The organism is uncultured Jatrophihabitans sp. (assembly GCF_964246335.1).
Classification (GTDB): Bacteria; Actinomycetota; Actinomycetes; order Mycobacteriales; family Jatrophihabitantaceae; genus Jatrophihabitans.
In genome coordinates this window covers 1-17,187 of sequence record NZ_CAXTQF010000067.1, presented here as the reverse complement: position 1 = coordinate 17,187, position 17,187 = coordinate 1, and the positions used below count along the sequence as shown (strand labels likewise).

General features: G+C 72.5%; 16 protein-coding genes and 1 pseudogene. 9 read left to right on the top strand and 8 right to left on the bottom strand.

Annotated features, from left to right (window positions below; translation table 11 throughout):
- Positions 1–1,169: glycosyltransferase (locus ACFFCN_RS15740; protein ID WP_375493141.1), on the bottom strand; the 1,169-nt coding region annotated here is incomplete at its 3' end.
- 110 nt (positions 1,170–1,279) lie between these two features.
- Here ACFFCN_RS15740 and ACFFCN_RS15735 point away from each other — a divergent pair.
- The 6 genes from ACFFCN_RS15735 (at position 1,280) to ACFFCN_RS15710 (ending at position 8,028) form a co-directional block, all read left to right on the top strand.
- Positions 1,280–2,425 (top strand): glycosyltransferase family 4 protein, encoded by a 1,146-nt coding sequence (locus tag ACFFCN_RS15735; RefSeq protein WP_375493140.1) that lies wholly within the window; start codon positions 1,280–1,282, stop codon positions 2,423–2,425.
- Positions 2,422–3,537, top strand: a complete 1,116-nt coding sequence (locus tag ACFFCN_RS15730) for a glycosyltransferase family 4 protein (RefSeq protein WP_375493139.1) — start codon at positions 2,422–2,424, stop codon at positions 3,535–3,537. The genes ACFFCN_RS15735 and ACFFCN_RS15730 overlap by 4 nt, the downstream gene beginning before the upstream one ends.
- Positions 3,538–3,604: 67 nt before the next feature.
- Positions 3,605–4,699, top strand: coding sequence for a glycoside hydrolase family 99-like domain-containing protein (locus tag ACFFCN_RS15725; protein WP_375493138.1), 1,095 nt, complete (start codon positions 3,605–3,607; stop codon positions 4,697–4,699).
- Between the two features lie 6 nt (positions 4,700–4,705).
- The gene (locus tag ACFFCN_RS15720) at positions 4,706–6,349 is read left to right on the top strand and encodes a lipopolysaccharide biosynthesis protein (protein ID WP_375493136.1); all 1,644 of its coding nucleotides are present in this window, start codon (positions 4,706–4,708) and stop codon (positions 6,347–6,349) included.
- A gap of 40 nt (positions 6,350–6,389) precedes the next feature.
- Entirely contained in the window at positions 6,390–7,151 is a 762-nt protein-coding gene (locus ACFFCN_RS15715) for a class I SAM-dependent methyltransferase (RefSeq protein WP_375493134.1), read from the top strand.
- Positions 7,141–8,028: a hypothetical protein gene (locus tag ACFFCN_RS15710; RefSeq protein ID WP_375493132.1), complete on the top strand. Its 888-nt coding sequence runs from the start codon at positions 7,141–7,143 to the stop codon at positions 8,026–8,028. The genes ACFFCN_RS15715 and ACFFCN_RS15710 overlap by 11 nt, the downstream gene beginning before the upstream one ends.
- On the opposite strand, the gene ACFFCN_RS15705 is transcribed toward ACFFCN_RS15710, so the two are convergent.
- The 4 genes from ACFFCN_RS15705 to ACFFCN_RS15690 are packed head-to-tail and all read right to left on the bottom strand — an operon-like array spanning position 8,008 to position 11,853.
- Positions 8,008–8,937, bottom strand: coding sequence for a glycosyltransferase family 2 protein (locus tag ACFFCN_RS15705; RefSeq protein ID WP_375493130.1), 930 nt, complete (start codon positions 8,935–8,937; stop codon positions 8,008–8,010). The genes ACFFCN_RS15710 and ACFFCN_RS15705 overlap by 21 nt on opposite strands.
- The gene (locus ACFFCN_RS15700) at positions 8,934–9,992 is read right to left on the bottom strand and encodes a glycosyltransferase (protein ID WP_375493129.1); all 1,059 of its coding nucleotides are present in this window, start codon (positions 9,990–9,992) and stop codon (positions 8,934–8,936) included. Before ACFFCN_RS15700 ends, ACFFCN_RS15705 begins: the two co-directional genes overlap by 4 nt.
- A complete protein-coding gene (locus ACFFCN_RS15695) occupies positions 9,989–11,017 on the bottom strand; it encodes a glycosyltransferase family 4 protein (RefSeq protein ID WP_375493127.1) in 1,029 nt (342 codons plus the stop codon). Before ACFFCN_RS15695 ends, ACFFCN_RS15700 begins: the two co-directional genes overlap by 4 nt.
- Positions 11,014–11,853 carry a glycosyltransferase family 2 protein gene (locus tag ACFFCN_RS15690; RefSeq protein WP_375493126.1) on the bottom strand — a complete coding sequence of 280 codons (840 nt, stop codon included), beginning with the start codon at positions 11,851–11,853 and terminating at the stop codon, positions 11,014–11,016. The genes ACFFCN_RS15695 and ACFFCN_RS15690 overlap by 4 nt, the downstream gene beginning before the upstream one ends.
- A gap of 41 nt (positions 11,854–11,894) precedes the next feature.
- Between ACFFCN_RS15690 and ACFFCN_RS15685 the strand changes: the two genes are divergently transcribed.
- Positions 11,895–13,037 (top strand): glycosyltransferase family 4 protein, encoded by a 1,143-nt coding sequence (locus ACFFCN_RS15685; protein WP_375493124.1) that lies wholly within the window; start codon positions 11,895–11,897, stop codon positions 13,035–13,037.
- Here the strand turns inward: ACFFCN_RS15685 and ACFFCN_RS15680 are convergent.
- A complete protein-coding gene (locus tag ACFFCN_RS15680) occupies positions 13,021–14,355 on the bottom strand; it encodes an O-antigen ligase family protein (protein ID WP_375493122.1) in 1,335 nt (444 codons plus the stop codon). The genes ACFFCN_RS15685 and ACFFCN_RS15680 overlap by 17 nt on opposite strands.
- Positions 14,356–14,391: 36 nt before the next feature.
- Positions 14,392–15,567 (bottom strand): glycosyltransferase, encoded by a 1,176-nt coding sequence (locus ACFFCN_RS15675; protein WP_375493121.1) that lies wholly within the window; start codon positions 15,565–15,567, stop codon positions 14,392–14,394.
- A 130-nt stretch (positions 15,568–15,697) separates the two neighbouring features.
- On the opposite strand from ACFFCN_RS15675, the gene ACFFCN_RS15670 reads away from it, so the two are divergent.
- Together ACFFCN_RS15670 and ACFFCN_RS15665 are read left to right on the top strand one after the other, a co-directional pair.
- A complete protein-coding gene (locus tag ACFFCN_RS15670; protein ID WP_375493119.1) occupies positions 15,698–16,258 on the top strand; it encodes a hypothetical protein in 561 nt (186 codons plus the stop codon).
- A 10-nt stretch (positions 16,259–16,268) separates the two neighbouring features.
- Positions 16,269–16,976 carry a hypothetical protein gene (locus ACFFCN_RS15665; protein WP_375493118.1) on the top strand — a complete coding sequence of 236 codons (708 nt, stop codon included), beginning with the start codon at positions 16,269–16,271 and terminating at the stop codon, positions 16,974–16,976.
- A gap of 4 nt (positions 16,977–16,980) precedes the next feature.
- On the opposite strand, the pseudogene ACFFCN_RS15660 reads toward ACFFCN_RS15665, so the two are convergent.
- Positions 16,981–17,187 (bottom strand): annotated as a pseudogene (locus ACFFCN_RS15660) (hypothetical protein); the annotation flags it as partial.

Here is a 17,187-nt window from a genome sequence, read left to right as displayed (position 1 = left end):
ACGCCGCCGAGCCGCGCGGTGGGGCCGTAGCGAGCGACCGCGCCGCCGCGGTCGGCCCGCACCGGCGACCCGCGGCGCACGCCGGCCCGCCGCGCCGCGACGGCGAGTGCCTGCTCGTAGAGCCCGAGCTGCCCGGCGGCGACGTCACCCCACGTGACCACCGCACCGAGCCCGGCGTCGCGCAGTGCCGCCCACTGCTCGGGCGACCGACGCAGGTGCGCGACCGCGGCCGACATCGCCGCCGCATCGCCCTCGCCGACCAGCACCCCGGCCGTGCCGACGACATCGGGCAGGGCCCCGCTCGCGTAGGCGACGACCACCGCGCCGGCCGCATGCGCCTCGACCACCACCCGGCCGAACTGCTCGGCCCAGGTCTGGGTCGCGGTGCTCGGCACGAGCACGACGTGTGCGCGGCGGTAGTGCTCGGCGAGGGCCTGCGCACCGGCCCACGCCTCGGTGTGCACGGCGTCGGCAACGCCGAGCTGCTCGGCGAGTTCGCGTGCGGGCCCGAGCTCCGGACCGTCGCCGACCAGGGTCAGCGTCGCTGCGGGTCCGGCGTCAGCGAGCACCCGCACGGCGTCGCGGACGCCCTTCTCCGGCACCATCCGGCCGACGAGCAGCAGGCGCAGCTCGTCGACCGGCGGCGTCTGCTGGCCCGGCGAGAACGCCGCCGCGGGCGCGAGCGGCAGCACCTGCACCGCGCCGCGGAAGCCCTTGCCGACGGCAACGCTCGCGGCCTGCGCGCTGCACGGGTACAGGCCGTCGAGGCGGCGCAGCGCGGACCGCTCGTACTGCGCGAACGGCGGCGGGAACCGCTTGTCGACGTTCTGCGCCGTGTAGCCGACGACCGCCTGCTCACGCGGCAGCACGCGCAGCAGCTGATGCACGACCGAGCTGAACGGTTCCTCGTGCAGGTCGACGACGTCCGGCCGGAAACGCTGCACCAGGTCGCCGACCACAGCGGCATTCGCGTAGAGATGCCGGTTGACGTCGCCCTGCCGCATCACCGGCAGGCCCACGATCCGGACCAGGTCGTCCGCGACGTCGTCCGCGCCGGGCCACACCCGGGGCGCGACCAGCAGCAGTTCGGCACCGGCCTGCACCAGTGCGCGGTCGCGCTGGCGGTGCGCCGGGTCCCGGCCCTCGTGGTAGACGCGCAGAACTCGCACGGGGCTCAGCCGCGCAGAGCCGGACGCAACCGGTCGGCCAGGTAACGACGCGGCGACCACGGCACGCGGCAACCCTAGATCAGATGGCGCGTGTGGCAGCCTTGGCGCGCGTGAAGGTCGTGCTCGTGCCGAGCAGCTACGCGCCGCACCTGGGCGGCGTGGAGAGCGTGGCCGAGCACGTGGCCGCAGGGCTCGCAGCGGGTGGTCACGAGCCGCTGGTGATCACCAATCGGTGGCCGAAGTCCCTGCCCGAGAACGAGCACGTCGGCGGCGTGCCGGTCCGCCGCGTCGCGTTCCGGGTGCCGCACAGATCCGCGCGCGGCATCGGCGGTTTCGTGCTGTATGCCCGGGCGGCACAGCGCGCAGTGGTCGACGTGGCGCGCGAGCACGGCTGCGACCTCGTCAACGTGCACTGCGTGAGCAGCAACGCACGCTACGCATTGGCGACTGCGCGGACGCTCGACGTGCCGCTGGTGGTGTCGGTGCATGGCGAACTGAGCGGCGACGCGGCCGGCATCTATCAGCGTGACCCGTCGCTGCGTGCGGCGTGGCGCCGCTTGATGGATCGCGCCGACATGGTGACCGCGCCGTCGCAGTACACCCTCGACGAGGCACAACACTTCTACGGTCGCGCGTTCCGCAGTGCACGGGTCGTGCGCAATGGCGTCGACCTCGACCTGTTCTTCGGCACGCCGCAGCCCGCTCGACCGCGATTCGTCCTCGCAGCGGGACGGCTCGTACCGAACAAGGGCTTCGACCTGCTCGTCGACGCATGGGAACGCCTGCCGGACGACCTCGCCGACGTGCGTCTGGTCATCGCCGGCGAGGGATGGGCACACGACGCACTGCGCCGACGCATCGACGCATCGCCGGCTGCCGGACGGATCGAGCTCGTCGGCCCGCTGCCGCACGCCGAGCTCGCGCAGCGGATGCGCGCCTCGACCGCGTTCGTGCTGCCCTCGCGGGCTGAGGCGCTGGGCCTCGTGGTGCTCGAGGCCATGGCGGCAGGCACGCCGGTGGTCGCCGCGGCAGTCGGCGGCGTGCCGGAGATCGTCCAGGACGGCGTCACCGGCATGCTGTTCCGGCCCGACGACGCCGGCGATCTCGCGACGGCGTTGACGCGGCTCTTCGCGGACGAGCCGGCGGCGCGGCAGCGTGCCGACGTCGCCCGCGAGCAGGTCGCCGGCCTGGGTTGGGATGCGTGCGTCGCCGGTTACCTGGACGCATACGCCTCCGCGACGGGCAGCAGGTCGTGACCCGCATTGTGATCAGCGCACCGCTGGTCGGCGAGCAGCGCACCGGGCCGGGAGTGCACCTGACCGAGCTCGTCCGCGCAATGCTGGCGGCACGGACCGACCTCGAGGTCCGCACCCGGCAGGCGAGCATCCGCGGCCGCGCGGCGCACCGGGCATCGGCAGCACGCATCGACGCACGGGTGCGGGCCGCCACGATTCCGGTGCCGACAACTGCTCTGCGCCCGCTGCAGGCGGCGACGCACTTCCCGTCCGAGCGGCTGCTGCTGGGCGGCTACGACGTCTACCACCAGTTCCACACCGACGCGGATCCCGCGGTGCCCGATCAGAAGCTCGTCGTCACCCTGCACGACACGGTGGCGCTGGACTGGCCGGACGCCGAGGGCCGGATGTACGTCCACGCCGACCGGTTGCTGCGCCGAGCGGCCGCGGTGCTCACCGTCTCCCGGTTCTCCAAGGACGCCATCTGCGCCGCGTTCGAGATCGCCCCCCAACGGGTGCACGTCGCGTACAACGGCGTCGATCACGAGCGCTTCCGCCCCGGCGAGTCCCCGCGACCGTTCGCCGTGCCGTACGTGCTGTTCGTCGGCGGCCAGACGCCGCGCAAGAACGTGCCGCGGATGATCGAGGCGTTCGCCCGGGCGCGGGCGGAGCTGGATCGCCCGGACCTGCGGTTCGTGCTGGCCGGTCCGGTGCGCGCCGCGGAACGCCAACTGCGCGCGGGCGCCCCGCAGTCGCTGCCGCCGGAGGCGTTGGCGTTCGTCGGCCACGTCCCGGACGACGAGGTCGTCGCGCTCTACCGGCACGCCGACGCGCTGTTGTACGCATCGCTGTACGAGGGCTTCGGCATGCCGGCACTGGAGGCGATGGCGTGCGGCACACCGGTGATCGCCGGATCGGGCAGCGCGCTGAGCGAGATCGCCGGCCCTGCGGCCGAGCTGCCCGACCCGACGGACACGGCGGCGATCGCGGACGCCATCGGGCGCGTCCTGCGCGAGGGTCCGGACCGGCGCGCGGCACGACGTGCGCGCGGCATCGACCATGCCGCGGCCTTCACCTGGGACCGCTGCGCGCGGACCGTGCTGGACGTCTACGACTCCGTGACACGTCGCTGACGGCCGGTCGCCGCCGTCGCACGATAAGTTGCGGCCAGACTGCGGGGGTCACGGGAAAGGATCTCTCTTGAGCCAGCGAGCGAGGGCGATCTCGTTCTTCCTGCCGCAGTACCACCCGTTCCCGGAGAACGATCGGCACTGGGGCACGGGATTCACCGAGTGGAACAACGTCGTCCGCGCCCGTCCGTTGTTCCCGGGCCATCACCAGCCGCAGCTGCCGGCCGACCTCGGCTTCTACGACCTGCGGGTGCCGGAGGTGCGCGCGCAGCAACGCGATCTGGCGCTCGCGGCCGGCATCGAGGCGTTCGCGCTCTACCACTACTGGTTCCACGGCCGGCGGTTGATGCAACGGCCGATCGAGGAGTTCTTCGCCGACCCGCCGCACGAGGTGCGTTACCTGCTGTGCTGGGCGAACGAGAGCTGGACGCTCGAGTGGCGTGGCCGAGACGACGTCGCGACGCTGGAGCAGACGTACTCGCCCGAGGACGACGCCGCGCACGCCGAGCACCTGGCGGCCTACTTCGCCAACGAGCGCTACTACCGGCTCGACGGCAAGGCCGTGTTCCTCGTCTACAACCCGCACCACCTGCCGGACGCGAAGGCGACGGTGGACGTGCTGCGCTCTGCGGCGGCCAGGGTCGGCGTCGAACTCCTGCTCGGCGGCTGCGTTGCCTTCGCCGAGGACGTGGACGTGCGAGAGTGGGGTCTGGATTTCAGCGTGCGATGGGCGCCGAACTGGCTGACGATCCAGCGCGCACCGGACGAGCGTCGCGAGAAGCTGATGAAGCTGGAGTCGAAGCTGCTGGCCAAGCGGTGGCCACGGTTCCGCAACAACACCGTCTACGACTACGCACGGGTACGCGACGCGCATGTCGCAACACCGCGACCGGCTTGGCCCACCTGCGAGAGCGCCTTCCCGTCCTGGGACAACACGGCCCGGCGCGCGCACGGCGATGCGATCATCGTCACCGAGCCGACGCCGGACGGCTTCGAGCAGTGGCTGCGCTCGATCGTTGCGCGGCAGCGACCGCAGGATCCGCCGCTCGTGTTCGTCAATGCGTGGAACGAGTGGGCCGAAGGGTGTCATCTCGAACCGGACGACCGATGGGGCCACGAGTGGTTGAACCGGTGCCGCGCGGTGTTCGGCGCTGCGGCGCACTGATCGGCCGTGACCGAAGACGCCCCGCCACCGCGACCGCGCGGGCTGCCCGACCCGGAACCCGCGCTCGAGCCGGTGGCGGAGGATCTCTCGCCGGGCAGCCCGGAGTCGCAGCAGACACCTGCCGGATTGCAGCGCTCGGCGATGCGCGGCTCGTGGTGGACAGCCGTGCAAGCCGCGCTCGGGCTGCCCCTGGCGTTCGCGGTCAATCTGGTCGTCGCCCGGACGTTGGGGCCGCACGGTTTCGGTCTCGTCGCGTCGTACACGGCGGTGTATGCCATCGGATTGATCGTGCTCAACGGCGGGGTCAGCGACGCGACCCTGCAGTGGGGCGCCGCTGCCCACGCACGCGGCGAGCGGTCCGCGCTACTCGACCTGTGTCGCCGATGCGCGGGCTACCACGTGTTCGTCGAGGGGCCGCTCGGCGCGCTCGGCGCGGTGATCCTGCTGCACCGCGAATCGGTTGCCGTCCAGGTGGTCGGAGCACTGGCGGTCGGCGCCACGATGGTCATCGGCACGAACACGGTGCTGCTCAGTGCGATGGGCCGCAACGCGGTGCTCGCCAAGGTGGCCATTGCGGTGGGCCTCGCGACGCAGCTCGCCGTGGTGACCGCCGCGGTCGGGTCGCACGCGGCCGGCCCGACGTGGGTGGCGCGGATCGCCGTCGCGGTCCTTTCCCCCATCGGCGCGCTCGCGTTGGCCCCGTCCGACATCCGGCGCGCGAGCCTGCACCCGCTGCCGCCGCACCACTGGCCGGACGGCTTCGCGCGGTACGCCGCGCGGGTGCTCGTCGTGACGCTGGTGCAGGAGCTCGTGTTCGCCCGGACGGAGCTGCTGGTCCTCGACGCGTACGGCGACGTCGCCGCAGCCGGCGTCTTCGCGCTCGCCGCGGGGCTGGCGGCGCAGATCACCGCGCCGGTGGACGCCATGCTGGGCCCATTGATCCCCGCCGCCGCGGGCCTCGTGGCGATCGACCGCGAGCGCGCATCGGCTGCGGTGCTGCGCGGCATCCGGCTGTCGTCGCTGGCCACGGTGCCGGTGGTCGCGCTGGGCGTGCCGGTGGTCGCCGTGTTGGTGCCGAGTGTCTACGGCGGGCGGTTCGCCCTGACCGCCGCATTGTTCGTCAGCCTCGGTGCGGTGAGCTGCCTGCAGTCCGTGCTGCACCCGATGATCGCGTTCGTCGGCGCCCTGCGCCGCCCGTTGCTGTCGCTGGGCGTGAACACCGCTGCGCTGGTCGTCGACCTCGTGCTGGTCGTTGCGCTCGTGCCGGCACTCGGTGCGGTGGGCGCGGTCGTGGGCAACTCCGCAGGCCAGCTCGTCGCCCTCGCCGCGCCGGCGTTCATCCTGCGCCGCTACCTGCAGCTTCCGGTGCGCGCCGCGGCACGCACGCTGACGCCTTTCGTCGGCGTCCTGGTGTGGGTGATCGTGGTGTGCGTGGTGGCGTTGCTCGTGCGGCACCACGTGAACGCCGTCGCACTGGCTGCCGTGACGGCCGTCGTCTCCCTGCTCGGCGTGCTCGGTGTCGTGCGCACCGCCGGCGGGCTGCTGACCGACGATGATGTGGCGGCTGTCGTCTCGAGCTTCCCGCGGGCGGCCGGCCCGCTCACCCGCATCGCCGGGCTGATAGGTATGCGCGGCTCGGACCCGGCGTGAGCGCCGGTCGTGCGGACCGCCGGTGTGCTTCACTGCGGGCATGACGTCGTCGACGCCGTATCCCGCGGCGCACTACGCCACGCAGGTGAACGCCGCACGGGCGTCCGCGGACGCTGTTGCGGGCATGGTGATGTCGCTGCTCGCGCCGACGAGCGTGCTCGACGTCGGCTGCGGCGCGGGCGCCTGGCTGGCGGCCTTCCGCGACCTGGGCGCAACGGACGTCTACGGCATCGAGGGTGGTCATCCCGATCCCGCACAGCTGCAGGTACGGCCCGAGCAGATCCGCGCACTGAACCTCGAGCGCGAGTTCGATCTCGGTCGGCGCTTCGACCTCGCCGTCACCGTCGAGGTCGCCGAACACCTGCCGGCGCGATCCGCAGACGGTTTCGTCCGCTCGCTGACCCGGCACGCCGACGCCGTCCTGTTCTCCGCCGCGGTGCCCGAGCAGGGCGGCGACTGGCACCTCAACGAGCAGTGGCCGGACTACTGGTATTCGCGCTTCGCCGAGCACGGCTTTGCGTGCTTCGACGTGCTGCGTCGGCAGGTGTGGAACGACCCGGACGTCGACTGGTGGTACCGGCAGAACGTGCTGCTCTACGCCACCGGCGCCGCAGCCGATCGCCTGCACGCGGCCGGGGCGAGCGCCGAACCGGCAGCGCCACTGCCGCTGATCCATCCCGAACTGTTCTGGCAGGCCCGGCGCCAGGCCGAGCGTGATCTCGGTTTGCGCGAGACCCTGAGAATGTTCCCGCGGGCGGTGCGCAACCGTGTGGCGCAGGCCCGAGCCGCCCGTGGGCGCTAGCGGTTCGCGCCGGTTGGGGGCGTATGTGCTGGCCGCCGACCCCACCTGGCTGCGCTCGAGCATCAGCCGTTACTACGACGCCGTCGACGTCCTCGTCGTGTCGGCCGCCGCCGACGCAACGGGCTGGACGGGCAAGCCGATCCGCTCGGCCGAGTGCGTCGAGGCGGCACGCGCGCTCGACGCCCGGCGGATCGTCACGGTCGAGCACGGCACGTGGCGCGACGTCCAGGAACCGATCCGCGCGGACACCCGGCAGCGGCGGCAGGCGCTCGCCGCCGTCGGAGCCGACGTCGACTGGGTCCTGCAGATCGACACGGACGAGCTGCTGCCCGACCTCGCGGCGTTGCACCGCGTGCTGGACGAGGCGGACCGGCTCGACATCGACGTCGTCGAGTGGCCGATGCGGGTGCTGTACCGGCGGCTGCCGGACGGCCGGTATCTGCAGGTCACCACGCGGACGGGGACGCCGTTCTACGAATACCCCGGTCCGATCGCCGTCCGACCAGGCGTCGAGCTCATCGAGTCGCGCCGCGCGACGGGTCGCTTCCTGCGGCCGGTGGTCGTCGGCGACACGTCGTCGCTGCAGGTCGCCCGACCGGCCGAGGAACGTGAGGTGCGGCTCCCGCTCCTGCACGACCCGGAGTCGATCGTGCACAACAGCTGGGGCCGGTCCCGGGCCGTCGTGCACGCCAAGCTCGCGTCGTCGGCGCACAACCAGGGCCTGCGCAGCCTGCGGTACTACTGGGCCACCTGGCTGCCCACGCCGCTCCGCTGGCGCCGGATGCGCGACTTCCATCCGTTCGCGGCGGGTCTGTGGCCGCGGCTGGCGCCGACCACGGCTGCGCTCGACGACCTGCTAGTGGCCGGCGACCGCTGACCCGGCGACGACCCGCCGGGCGAGGGCCGTGGCAACACGGCCGGCCGGACCGCGTCTGCGGGTGAGGGCCGCGAGCAACCCGAGATAGGCCATCAGCGCGAACGGCCGCCGGGCCGGGTCGCGCAGCTCGCCCAACGTCGAGCGCAGCACCCGGCGCACGACGAAGCGTGCGGTGCCGCGCACACCGAGGTGGCGCGCGGCGAACACCGCGCCGTTGCGTGCGAAGTAGTACGTGCCGAGCACGCTCGCCTCGCCCGTGAACGAGCGGGACACCTTGTGTCGGATGCGGCTGCGCGGCGCCACGATCAGGTCGACGCCGGCGTCCGCCGCGCGCCGGCTCCAGTCGCTGTCCTCGAACATCAGGAACATGCCGTCGTCGAACAGGCCCACCCGCCGCCACGTCTGTGCCGAGGCGACGACGCAGCAGCCGGTGAGCACCGGGCTGGCGAACGGTCCGGCGGCCGCGGGCGGCTGATCGGCCGGGGGTAGGTGCTGCGGCCATCCGTCGCGCAGATCGATCCGGGAACCGCGGAACCACGACACCTCGGGCTCGTCGGCGTACCGGATGTCCGGCGAGACCGCAGCGGCGCCGTCCGCGGCGATCTCGACGAGCGGTGTGAGGAATCCGGGTTCGACCAGGGTGTCGTTGTTGAGCACCGCGACGATGTCGGCATCCGCGGCAAGCGCCTGGGTGATGCCGACGTTGTTGCCGCCGGCGTAGCCGAGATTGGCACCGGTCTGCAGCGTGTGCACCTCGGGGTGCCGCTCGCGGACGGCCTCGAGAGTGCCGTCGAAGGACCCGTTGTCGACGACGAGCACCGTGGCCGGTTCGCCGGCGAGCGTGTCGAGCAGCTCCAGGGTGTCGTCGCGGCCGTTCCAGTTGAGCACGACGATCCACGTTCCGCTCACCGGGCGTCTCCGTCGGGCAGCAGGACGTCGCGGAACTGCGCGGCGCGCTCGTCCCAGTCCACCGCAACGTCACGCCGGACCGGCCCGGCGCCGGCTGCCACGAGCGCGGCGTCGACGAAGCGATCCCGGTCGACCACCGTCAGTCCCGGCGCCGACAACGATTGGAAACCGCTGCTCGGTGTCGCGACGACCGGCAGGTCCGTGGCGAGGTACTCGTGCGACTTGATCGCGTCCAGACTGAGCGTGAAGTCGTCGACGACGTGCGGGCAGATCAGCACGTCGGCGGCGACGAGCCACCGCGGTACGTCGCGCGCCGGAACGGCGCCGACCAGCCGTGCACCCGCATCGGTCAACAGCGTGCGATGGATCTCGGACAGACCGATCGGGCCGACGAGATGCACGGTGCCCGGCCACGCCTGCGCGAGAGCCGCCGTGAGCGCGACGTCGAAGCGGTTGGCGTGCAACGTGCCGACGTACACGGCATGCGGCGCGCGGCCCGCGAGTTCGATCGGCTGCGCACCGCGGATCGCCGACACGTCCACGCCGTTGCGCACCACGGTCGGCTGCACGGCGTAGCGCTGCTGCCAGCGCAGCGCGAGCTCGTCGGAACACACCACCGTCGTGGCACGTCTCGCGAGTATGTCCTCGGCGGTGACGGTGCGGCGCGCATCCGCGTCGGCCTGCGGCATCGAGCGCCAGTCGTCGGTGACGTCGTACACCGCGCGCACGCCCGGGCGCAGTGCTGCGACGCCGGCCACCGGGTCGTTGATCCACAACACGTCCGCGGACCGGGTCGCGCGGCGCAGCCACGCGCCCAGCACCCGATACCCGCCGAAGCGGCGCGGCACCAGCAGCGGCGGGGTGACGACCTCGACGCCGGGCAGTGGTCTGTGCCGTTGCGCGCGCCAGGCCAGGCCGCCACGCGGTGGGGTGACGAACAGCAGGTCACGCACTGCTGGATCGCGGACCAGTCGGGCGGCGAAGTGCTGGTTGCGCCGCCACACGTCGTCCCACGGTTCGAGGCTCAGCACGGCCACCCGGACGGGACTGCTCACTGCTGCACCCGCCGGTAGTGCTCGAGCAACCGGTCGACGTGTGCCTGCACGGTGAACGACGCGAGGAACCGCTCCTGCAGCGCGGCTCCCGTCTGCGCGCAGCCTTCCGGGTCGCCGGCCAATCGGCGCAGCTGCTCGGCACAGGCCTGCGCGTCGCCCGGCGGGAAGTACCGGCCGAGCGGGCCGAGCGTCTCGCGGTGCGCGCCGCCGTCGGCCGCGACGACCGCCGCGCCTTCCGCCATGGCTTCCAGGACCACGAGGCCGAGTGCCTCGACCGCCGTCGGGGCGATGAGCACAGCGCTGCGCGCCAGCACCGCGCGCGGTGTCGTGGTCGGCCCGGCGAAACGCGTCGAGTCGGCGACGCCCTCCTTCGCCGCCAGCACGCGCAACGCGTCGAGCCTGCTGCCCGCGCCGTGTACTTCGAGCCGCCAACCGTGTTCGGCCAGTCCGCTCGCCGCCCACGCGCGTACCGCGACGTCCGTGCTCTTCTCCGGCTCGAGTCGCTGCAACACGGTGACGACACGTCCCATTGCATCGCGCGTCGTCTCGCTGGCCGGCACGCCGCTGAGCAGCACCGTGCTCGGCTCGCCGATCGAGTCCGCGACGAAGCGACTCACGGCGAGTTGCAGATCCAGCTGCGCCGAGATGGCCGGGGCGGACATCCGGCCCAGTCGGCTGGTGCCACGTCGGCCGGCGAAGTGCCGCGTGGTGACGAACGCGCCACGGTTGCGCTTGCGCAGCGCGGCCACCGCGGATTCGGCCGCGGTCATGTGCGCGTGCACGACGTCGACGCGGCCGATGCGCCACAGTGCGCGCGCGACCTGGGCCACCGAGTCGCCTCGATGATGGCGGACGCCGGGCGGCAGAACACCGTGCATGCGCTGGCGTGAACCGCCGACGACGTCGACCCGGCAACCGCGCCGCGACAGTTCGGTGGCCGTGTCGGCGACGTAGCGTTCGACACCGGCGAAGCCGTCCGAGCGCACGACGTGCACGACATGCAGGGGCGGCCCGACACCGGTCATCTGGGCGGCCCGGTCAGCTGCAGCCGCAACAGGCGCCGGTTGCGGGCCCGGCTCTCGGCGGAGCCGACCAGCGAGCGGCGCACCGCGGCCACCAGCGACCCGGCGCGCATCACGGCAGCGCCGAGCGGGCCGTACCACCGCCGCGCGAACGCACGGCCGCTGGCGAGGAACAGCCGCTCCCGGCGTACCGGGTCGCTGCTGCTCGCGGCACCGACGTGCGTGCAGGTGACCGTGTCGACGACATGCAGCTGCCAGCCGGCATGCAGCGCGCCCAGCTGCCAGTCCGCCTCCTCGGCGTAGAGGAAGTAGCGCTCGTCGAGGCCGCCGAGCTCGGTCAGCGCGTCGGCGTGCAGCATCAGCGCCGCGCCGACCACGAAGGTGCGGCCGCGCCACAACCGGCCCAGCCCGACGGCGTCGAGCCAGATCTGTGCCGGCGACGGCATCGGCCACTGCGCAAGCTGGGCGCCGCCGTCCGCGCCGACCAGCCGCGGTCCGACGGCCGCTCGGTGCGTGCCCGGCGCGCGCAGGGCCGTCTGCATCCGGCGCACGTCGCCCAGGCCGAGCCGCGCGTCGGGATTGAGCAGCAGCACGTCCGTGTCGCCCACGTGCCGCAGACCGATGTTCACCGCGGCGGCAAACCCGACGTTGGTCAGCGAGGCGATGTACTCCGCGCCGTGCTCGTCCGCGATGGCCTTCGTGCTGGGCGCGGCGTCGTTGTCGACGATCACCACGTGCGCACCGGGCCCGAGCGCGGCCAGACACCGGTCCAGATGCGCGTCGGCGCGGTAGGCGACGATCACGACGCTCGGCGTCGGTGCGGCGACTGCTTCGGGCACGCACGAAGTATGAAGGTTCGGCACGCTCGTACGATGTCGCCGTGCGGTTGGCGCTGGTCTTCCACGGAGTGCACAAGCGCGGCGGGGTGGAGCGATCCATCTGGGAGGCCGCCCGCCACTGGCAGCACCACCATGAGGTGACGATCGTCGCCGCGGACGTCGACCGCACGGAGCTGGACGATGTCGCGGTGCGGCAGGTGGACATCGGCGATGTCGCCCAGGCAGGAGCCGTCACCGCGGGCCTGTGGCGCTTCGGCCGGGCCGCCAGCCGGCTCTACAGCGTCTCGGAGTTCGATCACGTGATCAGCTTCGGGGTGCAGCCCGTCCCGGCCACCGTCGCGTGGGTGGGCAGCGTGCACCGCGCGTGGCTACAGGCGGGCCGGCGCCTGCACGAGGGCGGCCTGCGCCGGCACCCGGTGCTGCGCTACGCCCTGCCGCGCCACCAGGAGCGGCTCGTGCTCGAACGCAGCTACTTCCACCGGCCGTGGTCGCGCGTCGTCGTGGTGGCCGACCAGGTGGGTAGCGATCTCGAACGGTTGTACGGCGTCGACGCAGGCGTCGTGCGCACCGTGCACAACGGGTTCAACCCGGCCGAGTTCGACCCGGCACGGCGTAGCGAGCGCGGCACCGCTCGTGCAGCGTGGGGGCTGCCCGAGGACGCGATCGTCGTGTGCATGGTCGCCAACGAACTGTCCCGCAAGGGTTTCGAGGTCGCAGTACGCGCCCTCGCCGAGGTGAATGCGAACTCCTCCGCTGCGCCGATGCACCTCGTCCTCGCGGGCACCGCGGATCCGGCGGCGTACGCACCGTTGATCGACGAGCTGCAGGCAGCGGCGACCGTGCACTGGGTCGGCCCGCTCGGCGACGTCGGCGGCCTGCACGCGGCGTGCGACGCGTTCGTCCTGCCGACCAAGTACGAGGCGTTCTGCATGGCGATCGTCGAGGCACTCGGCAGCGGCCTGCCGGTGATCACCACGACGGTGCCGGGGGCCGGCGACCTGATCGAGCACGGCGTCAACGGCTTGCTGCAACACGATCCGAACGACGTCGCGGAACTCGCCGGGCTGCTTGCCCAATTGCTCGACGAGCCGACTCGTCAGCGGCTCACCGCGGGCGCCGCACCGAGCGTCGCGGAGCTGACCTGGCCGGCGGTGCTCGACCGCGCCGTCACCCTGTTGGGCTGAACTGCCGCTGCGGCGTCCGCGACGGTGCTTCGTCCCACGGTTCGGCGCGCGGAGGCGTGGCGAGCCCGAGGCCGAACAGCAGGAACGGCAGCGTCACGCTGCCGGCGGACCAGTAGATGTCGACCATCCCGTGCAGCAGCTCCCCGACGACGCAGCACGTGCCGGCGACGAGCAACTGACCGTCACGTCTGCGGCGGACCCCGGCCATGACCATGCTGCCCTGGAAGAGCACGAAACCGGTCAGGCCGATCAGCCCGGACTCGGCGAGCTCGTTGTCGACGACGTTGTTCGGCGCCTGCGCCTGCGCTCCGTAGATGCCGCTGAAGAAGTACTTGAGCCCGACGCCGTCGATCGGCGAGGTCTGCCAGATCTCGCGCGTGACGTGTTCGACGTTGAACCGCACGCCGATGCTGCTGTTGTTGAGATCGAGCGTGGTCTGGTTCAGCTCCTGATGCACCGAGTACCCACCGAAGCCGATGAAGGCCGCCGCCACGATCGAGCCGACGATGCGCGCACTGCGGCCGTGCCCCCGCCAGTCGAGCGCGAAGGCGAGCAACAGGGCGGCGGCCGCACCGAGCATGCCGCCACGCGATTGCGAGGCGAGCAGCCCGGCAGCGACGACCGCGAGCACGTACACGCGAGCGCGCCGGGAGAAGCCGAACGAGTCACGTGCCACGACCAGTAGTACGACGACCATCCCGAGCAGCGTGCCGATCAGGTTCTTGTTCAAGCCGAACGGCGCAGCGGGGTCGAAGCCGGTCGCGAAGGTGTCGGCCACCGCGGCGACGGCGACGATCGCGCTGACCGCGGCGAGTGCCCGCAGCGCGAGCCGGGTGGCTCCCGCGTGCACGATCCACGCGCCGACGGCCATCGCTCCGGCGACCAGGAACACGCGGTGCACCCATTCGAGATCGGCGCGGTGCGAGGGGTTGAGGAACACCGTGGGCAGCAGGGACGCCAGATAGATGCCGATGCCGACGAGGGGGATGCGCAACCGGCGCAGCTCCTGCGTGCCCAGCAGGGACGGCACCGCCAGCAGCGTCGCGACCGCGAGCAGGGCGTCGGAGTAGGAGACACCTCCGGCGTCGGCCGCGCCGCCGAGCCGGTAGGTGGCGTACGTGCCGACGAGCGCCGCGATGCCGACGAGGACCGCGCGGGTCAGCGTGACGACGATCCCGACGAGGACGATCGCCACGACGAGCCCGAGCCGCAGGTTGTGCGCTACCGCCGCTCCGGCGCCGAGGCCGAGCGCGATGCCGCACGCGACGAACACCACGGTCTGCCGCGCCGGGCCGCTTAGGCGCGCGGGCGCGATCATCACGTCAGCATAGGTGCGCTCGGGCGCCGGACCCTGTTACGCGGGCTGTGTCTGCAACCGCCGCGTCGGCGCCGTCGGCGCGACGAGCCGTTCGCTGCGGACGGCCTGTGCGGCCGGGTCGGTGACGCGGACCGAGCCGCGGACCTCGTCGACGATGGTGTGGACGCGCGCGGCGAAGGCCTGCACCGAGTACCGCTCACCGCACTGCTTGATGGCCGCCGTGTCCCAGGTGCGCGAGCGCAGGTCGCGGATGCCGTCGGCGATGCGTGCGGAAGTGGGCAGATCGACGAACACCGCGGTGAGGTCCTCGACGCACGAGTCCAGATAGCCGCCGGCGCGCAACGCGATCGTCGGCAGGCCGAACGCCTGAGCCTCGACCGGGGTCAGGCCGAAGTCCTCGTTGGCGACGGCGACCAAGGCGCCAGCGTTGGCGTACAGCCAGCGCATCTGCGCGTCGCTGAGCCGCTCGAGACCAGTCACGCCCTCCGGCCACTGCCGCGTCGGCGACCCGCCGACCACGACCAACCGCTCCCCCGGCATCGACGCCACGGCATCGACGACGGCGTCGGTGTGCTTGTAGCCGCGGGCACGGCCGACCGTGAGCAGGAACCCCGGCTCGACGCCAGGGACCGCCTGCATCGGGCCGTCCGGAGTCAGACCGCGGGCCGGTGCGACGATGCGCGAGTCGATGCCGTACGACGAGTGGACCCGGCCGGCGACGGCGGCGGAGTTGACCAGGTACTGCGCCGCGCTGTGCGCAGCCACGGCGTCGGTGCCGCGCAGCCCCTTGGTGCAGTTCACGAAGCTCTTGCGCAACCATGCCGGCACACCGGCGAGGTAGTCGTCGGGCTGGTAGAGCCAGCGCGCGGGGTTGTGGCAGTAGACGATCTTCGGTGCGCTCGTCTGCACGCGGTGGGCCCAGCCACTGCTGGAGCAGATGACGACGTCCGCGTCGTCGATGCGGTGCTCGGCGAACGCACGGGCCAGGAACAGGAACGCGCGCCGCGGGTCGCGGCGCAGCGCGGCCACGCCGCCGATCCACAGCGTTTCGACGTCGTAGTCGGCGAACTCGGGGAACGTCGTCTCCGGGTTGTAACAGGCGGTGACGAGGCGCGCGCCGGGAAAAGCGCGCAGCAGGTCCAGCGTGACGCGCTCGGCGCCGCCACGTTGGGTCACGTAGTCGTGCACAATCACGACCCGGCAGTCGGACATAGGAACCATCATGTCAGCTCCGCGTAAAGTTTACAAGGACAAAACATACACAGTGTTGGTGCATTTCCTCGCCTCTGGTGATGATTCGGCTACGGTGAGTAACAGTCCAGTGCGCAACTAGGCTCTGGCCGTGCTCCGAGGCCGCCTGCACCGTGCGAGACCGGAGCAGATCCTGGTCGTGTGCACCGGCAACATCTGCCGTTCGCCCTACATCTGCGCCCGATTGGCAGCTGCACTGCCCCATCTGCGGGTGGAGTCAGCCGGTACGCAGGCGCTGGCCGGCCAGGCGCCCGCCGCGCAGATCGTGCGGGCGCTGCAGGCGCAGGGCCTCGACGTCTCCGGCAGTAGGGCGCGGCAGCTCACGACGCGCGACGTGCGGCAGGCGGCGCTCGTCGTGACCGCCGCCCGGGTGCACCGCGTGCGCGTGGAGCAGCTCGACCCGTCGGCGGCCGAGCGCGTCTTCACGCTCAAGGAGCTGGCCCGGGTGCTGACCCGCGCACCGGCTGACAGCGCGTTGACCGACCTCGTCGCTGCCGCGGCCGCAACGGCCCACGCCGAATCGGTCGAACACGACGACGACCTGGCCGACCCTTACGGCCTCGAGGACGCGGCGTACGAGCAGATGTTCGCCACTGCCGACGCCGCACTGGACGTCGTGGTGCCGGCCCTGCGCGGGCGGGTCACAGCGTGAGCGACATGTGGTGAGCGACGTGGTGCGCAGTGCGTCCGGGTTCGGAGTGCGCGTGGGGCTGCGGGTGGCGGCCGACGACGCCGACGTCATCGGGCCGGCACTGCCGTACTGGTGGCACGACGACGGGCTGGCCGACGAGCCGGAGCGCATCTGGCCGGTGACGCCGTCGAACGTCGAGTCCGTCATGGGCGAGCTGGAGCTGCACGTCGCCGAACACGCCCCGGGACTCGTCTTCGTGCACGCCGCGGTCGTCGCCGTCGACGGGCACGCGCTGCTGCTGCCGGGCCGCTCGCACTGCGGCAAGTCGACGCTGGCCGCCGAACTCGTGCGTCGGGGGGCCGCGTACGGCTCCGACGAGTACGCCGTCCTGCAGCCGGACGGTCTGGTGCGCGGCTATCCGCGCCCGCTCGCGCTGCGCACATCCGACGGCCCGCACCGGGTTTCCGCCGGTGAGCTCGGCGGCACGGTGATGCCCGAACCGCTACCTGTCGGCGCTGTCGCCGAGCTGCGCTACGAACCGGGTGCGCCGGTGACCCTGATGCCGGTGTCCGCGGCAGACGCAGCGCTGCGGCTGATCGACAACGCGGTGTGCGCGGCGAGCCGACCTGCGGACACGCTGACCGCGGTGACCGGCGTCGTGGACGGCGCCCGGGCTGTTGCCGGCACCCGCGCCGACGCGGCGGACGTGGCGGACGAGCTGCTCGCGATGCTGCGTTGAGCGCCTAGGGGTAGTGGATGTAGACCGATCCGTCGCCGCCGTCGGCACCGCTCGACGCGCCGCCGTTGCCGGCCCCGGCCTGCGACGACAGCGTCACGGTGTACGACCCGGACACGCCACTGGACAGGTAGCTGGCGCCACCGCCACCGCCGCCGCCGGTGCCCGACGAACCGCTCACGCCGTAACCCCCGCCGCCGCCACCGCGGTAGCC

Coding starts and splice junctions, on each gene's coding strand:
- ACFFCN_RS15715 (WP_375493134.1), top strand. CDS start 6,390: ATGACGTCGTCGACGCCGTATCCCGCGGCGCACTACGCCACGCAGGTG.
- ACFFCN_RS15695 (WP_375493127.1), bottom strand. CDS start 11,017: ATGACCGGTGTCGGGCCGCCCCTGCATGTCGTGCACGTCGTGCGCTCG.
- ACFFCN_RS15680 (WP_375493122.1), bottom strand. CDS start 14,355: ATGATCGCGCCCGCGCGCCTAAGCGGCCCGGCGCGGCAGACCGTGGTG.
- ACFFCN_RS15675 (WP_375493121.1), bottom strand. CDS start 15,567: ATGTCCGACTGCCGGGTCGTGATTGTGCACGACTACGTGACCCAACGT.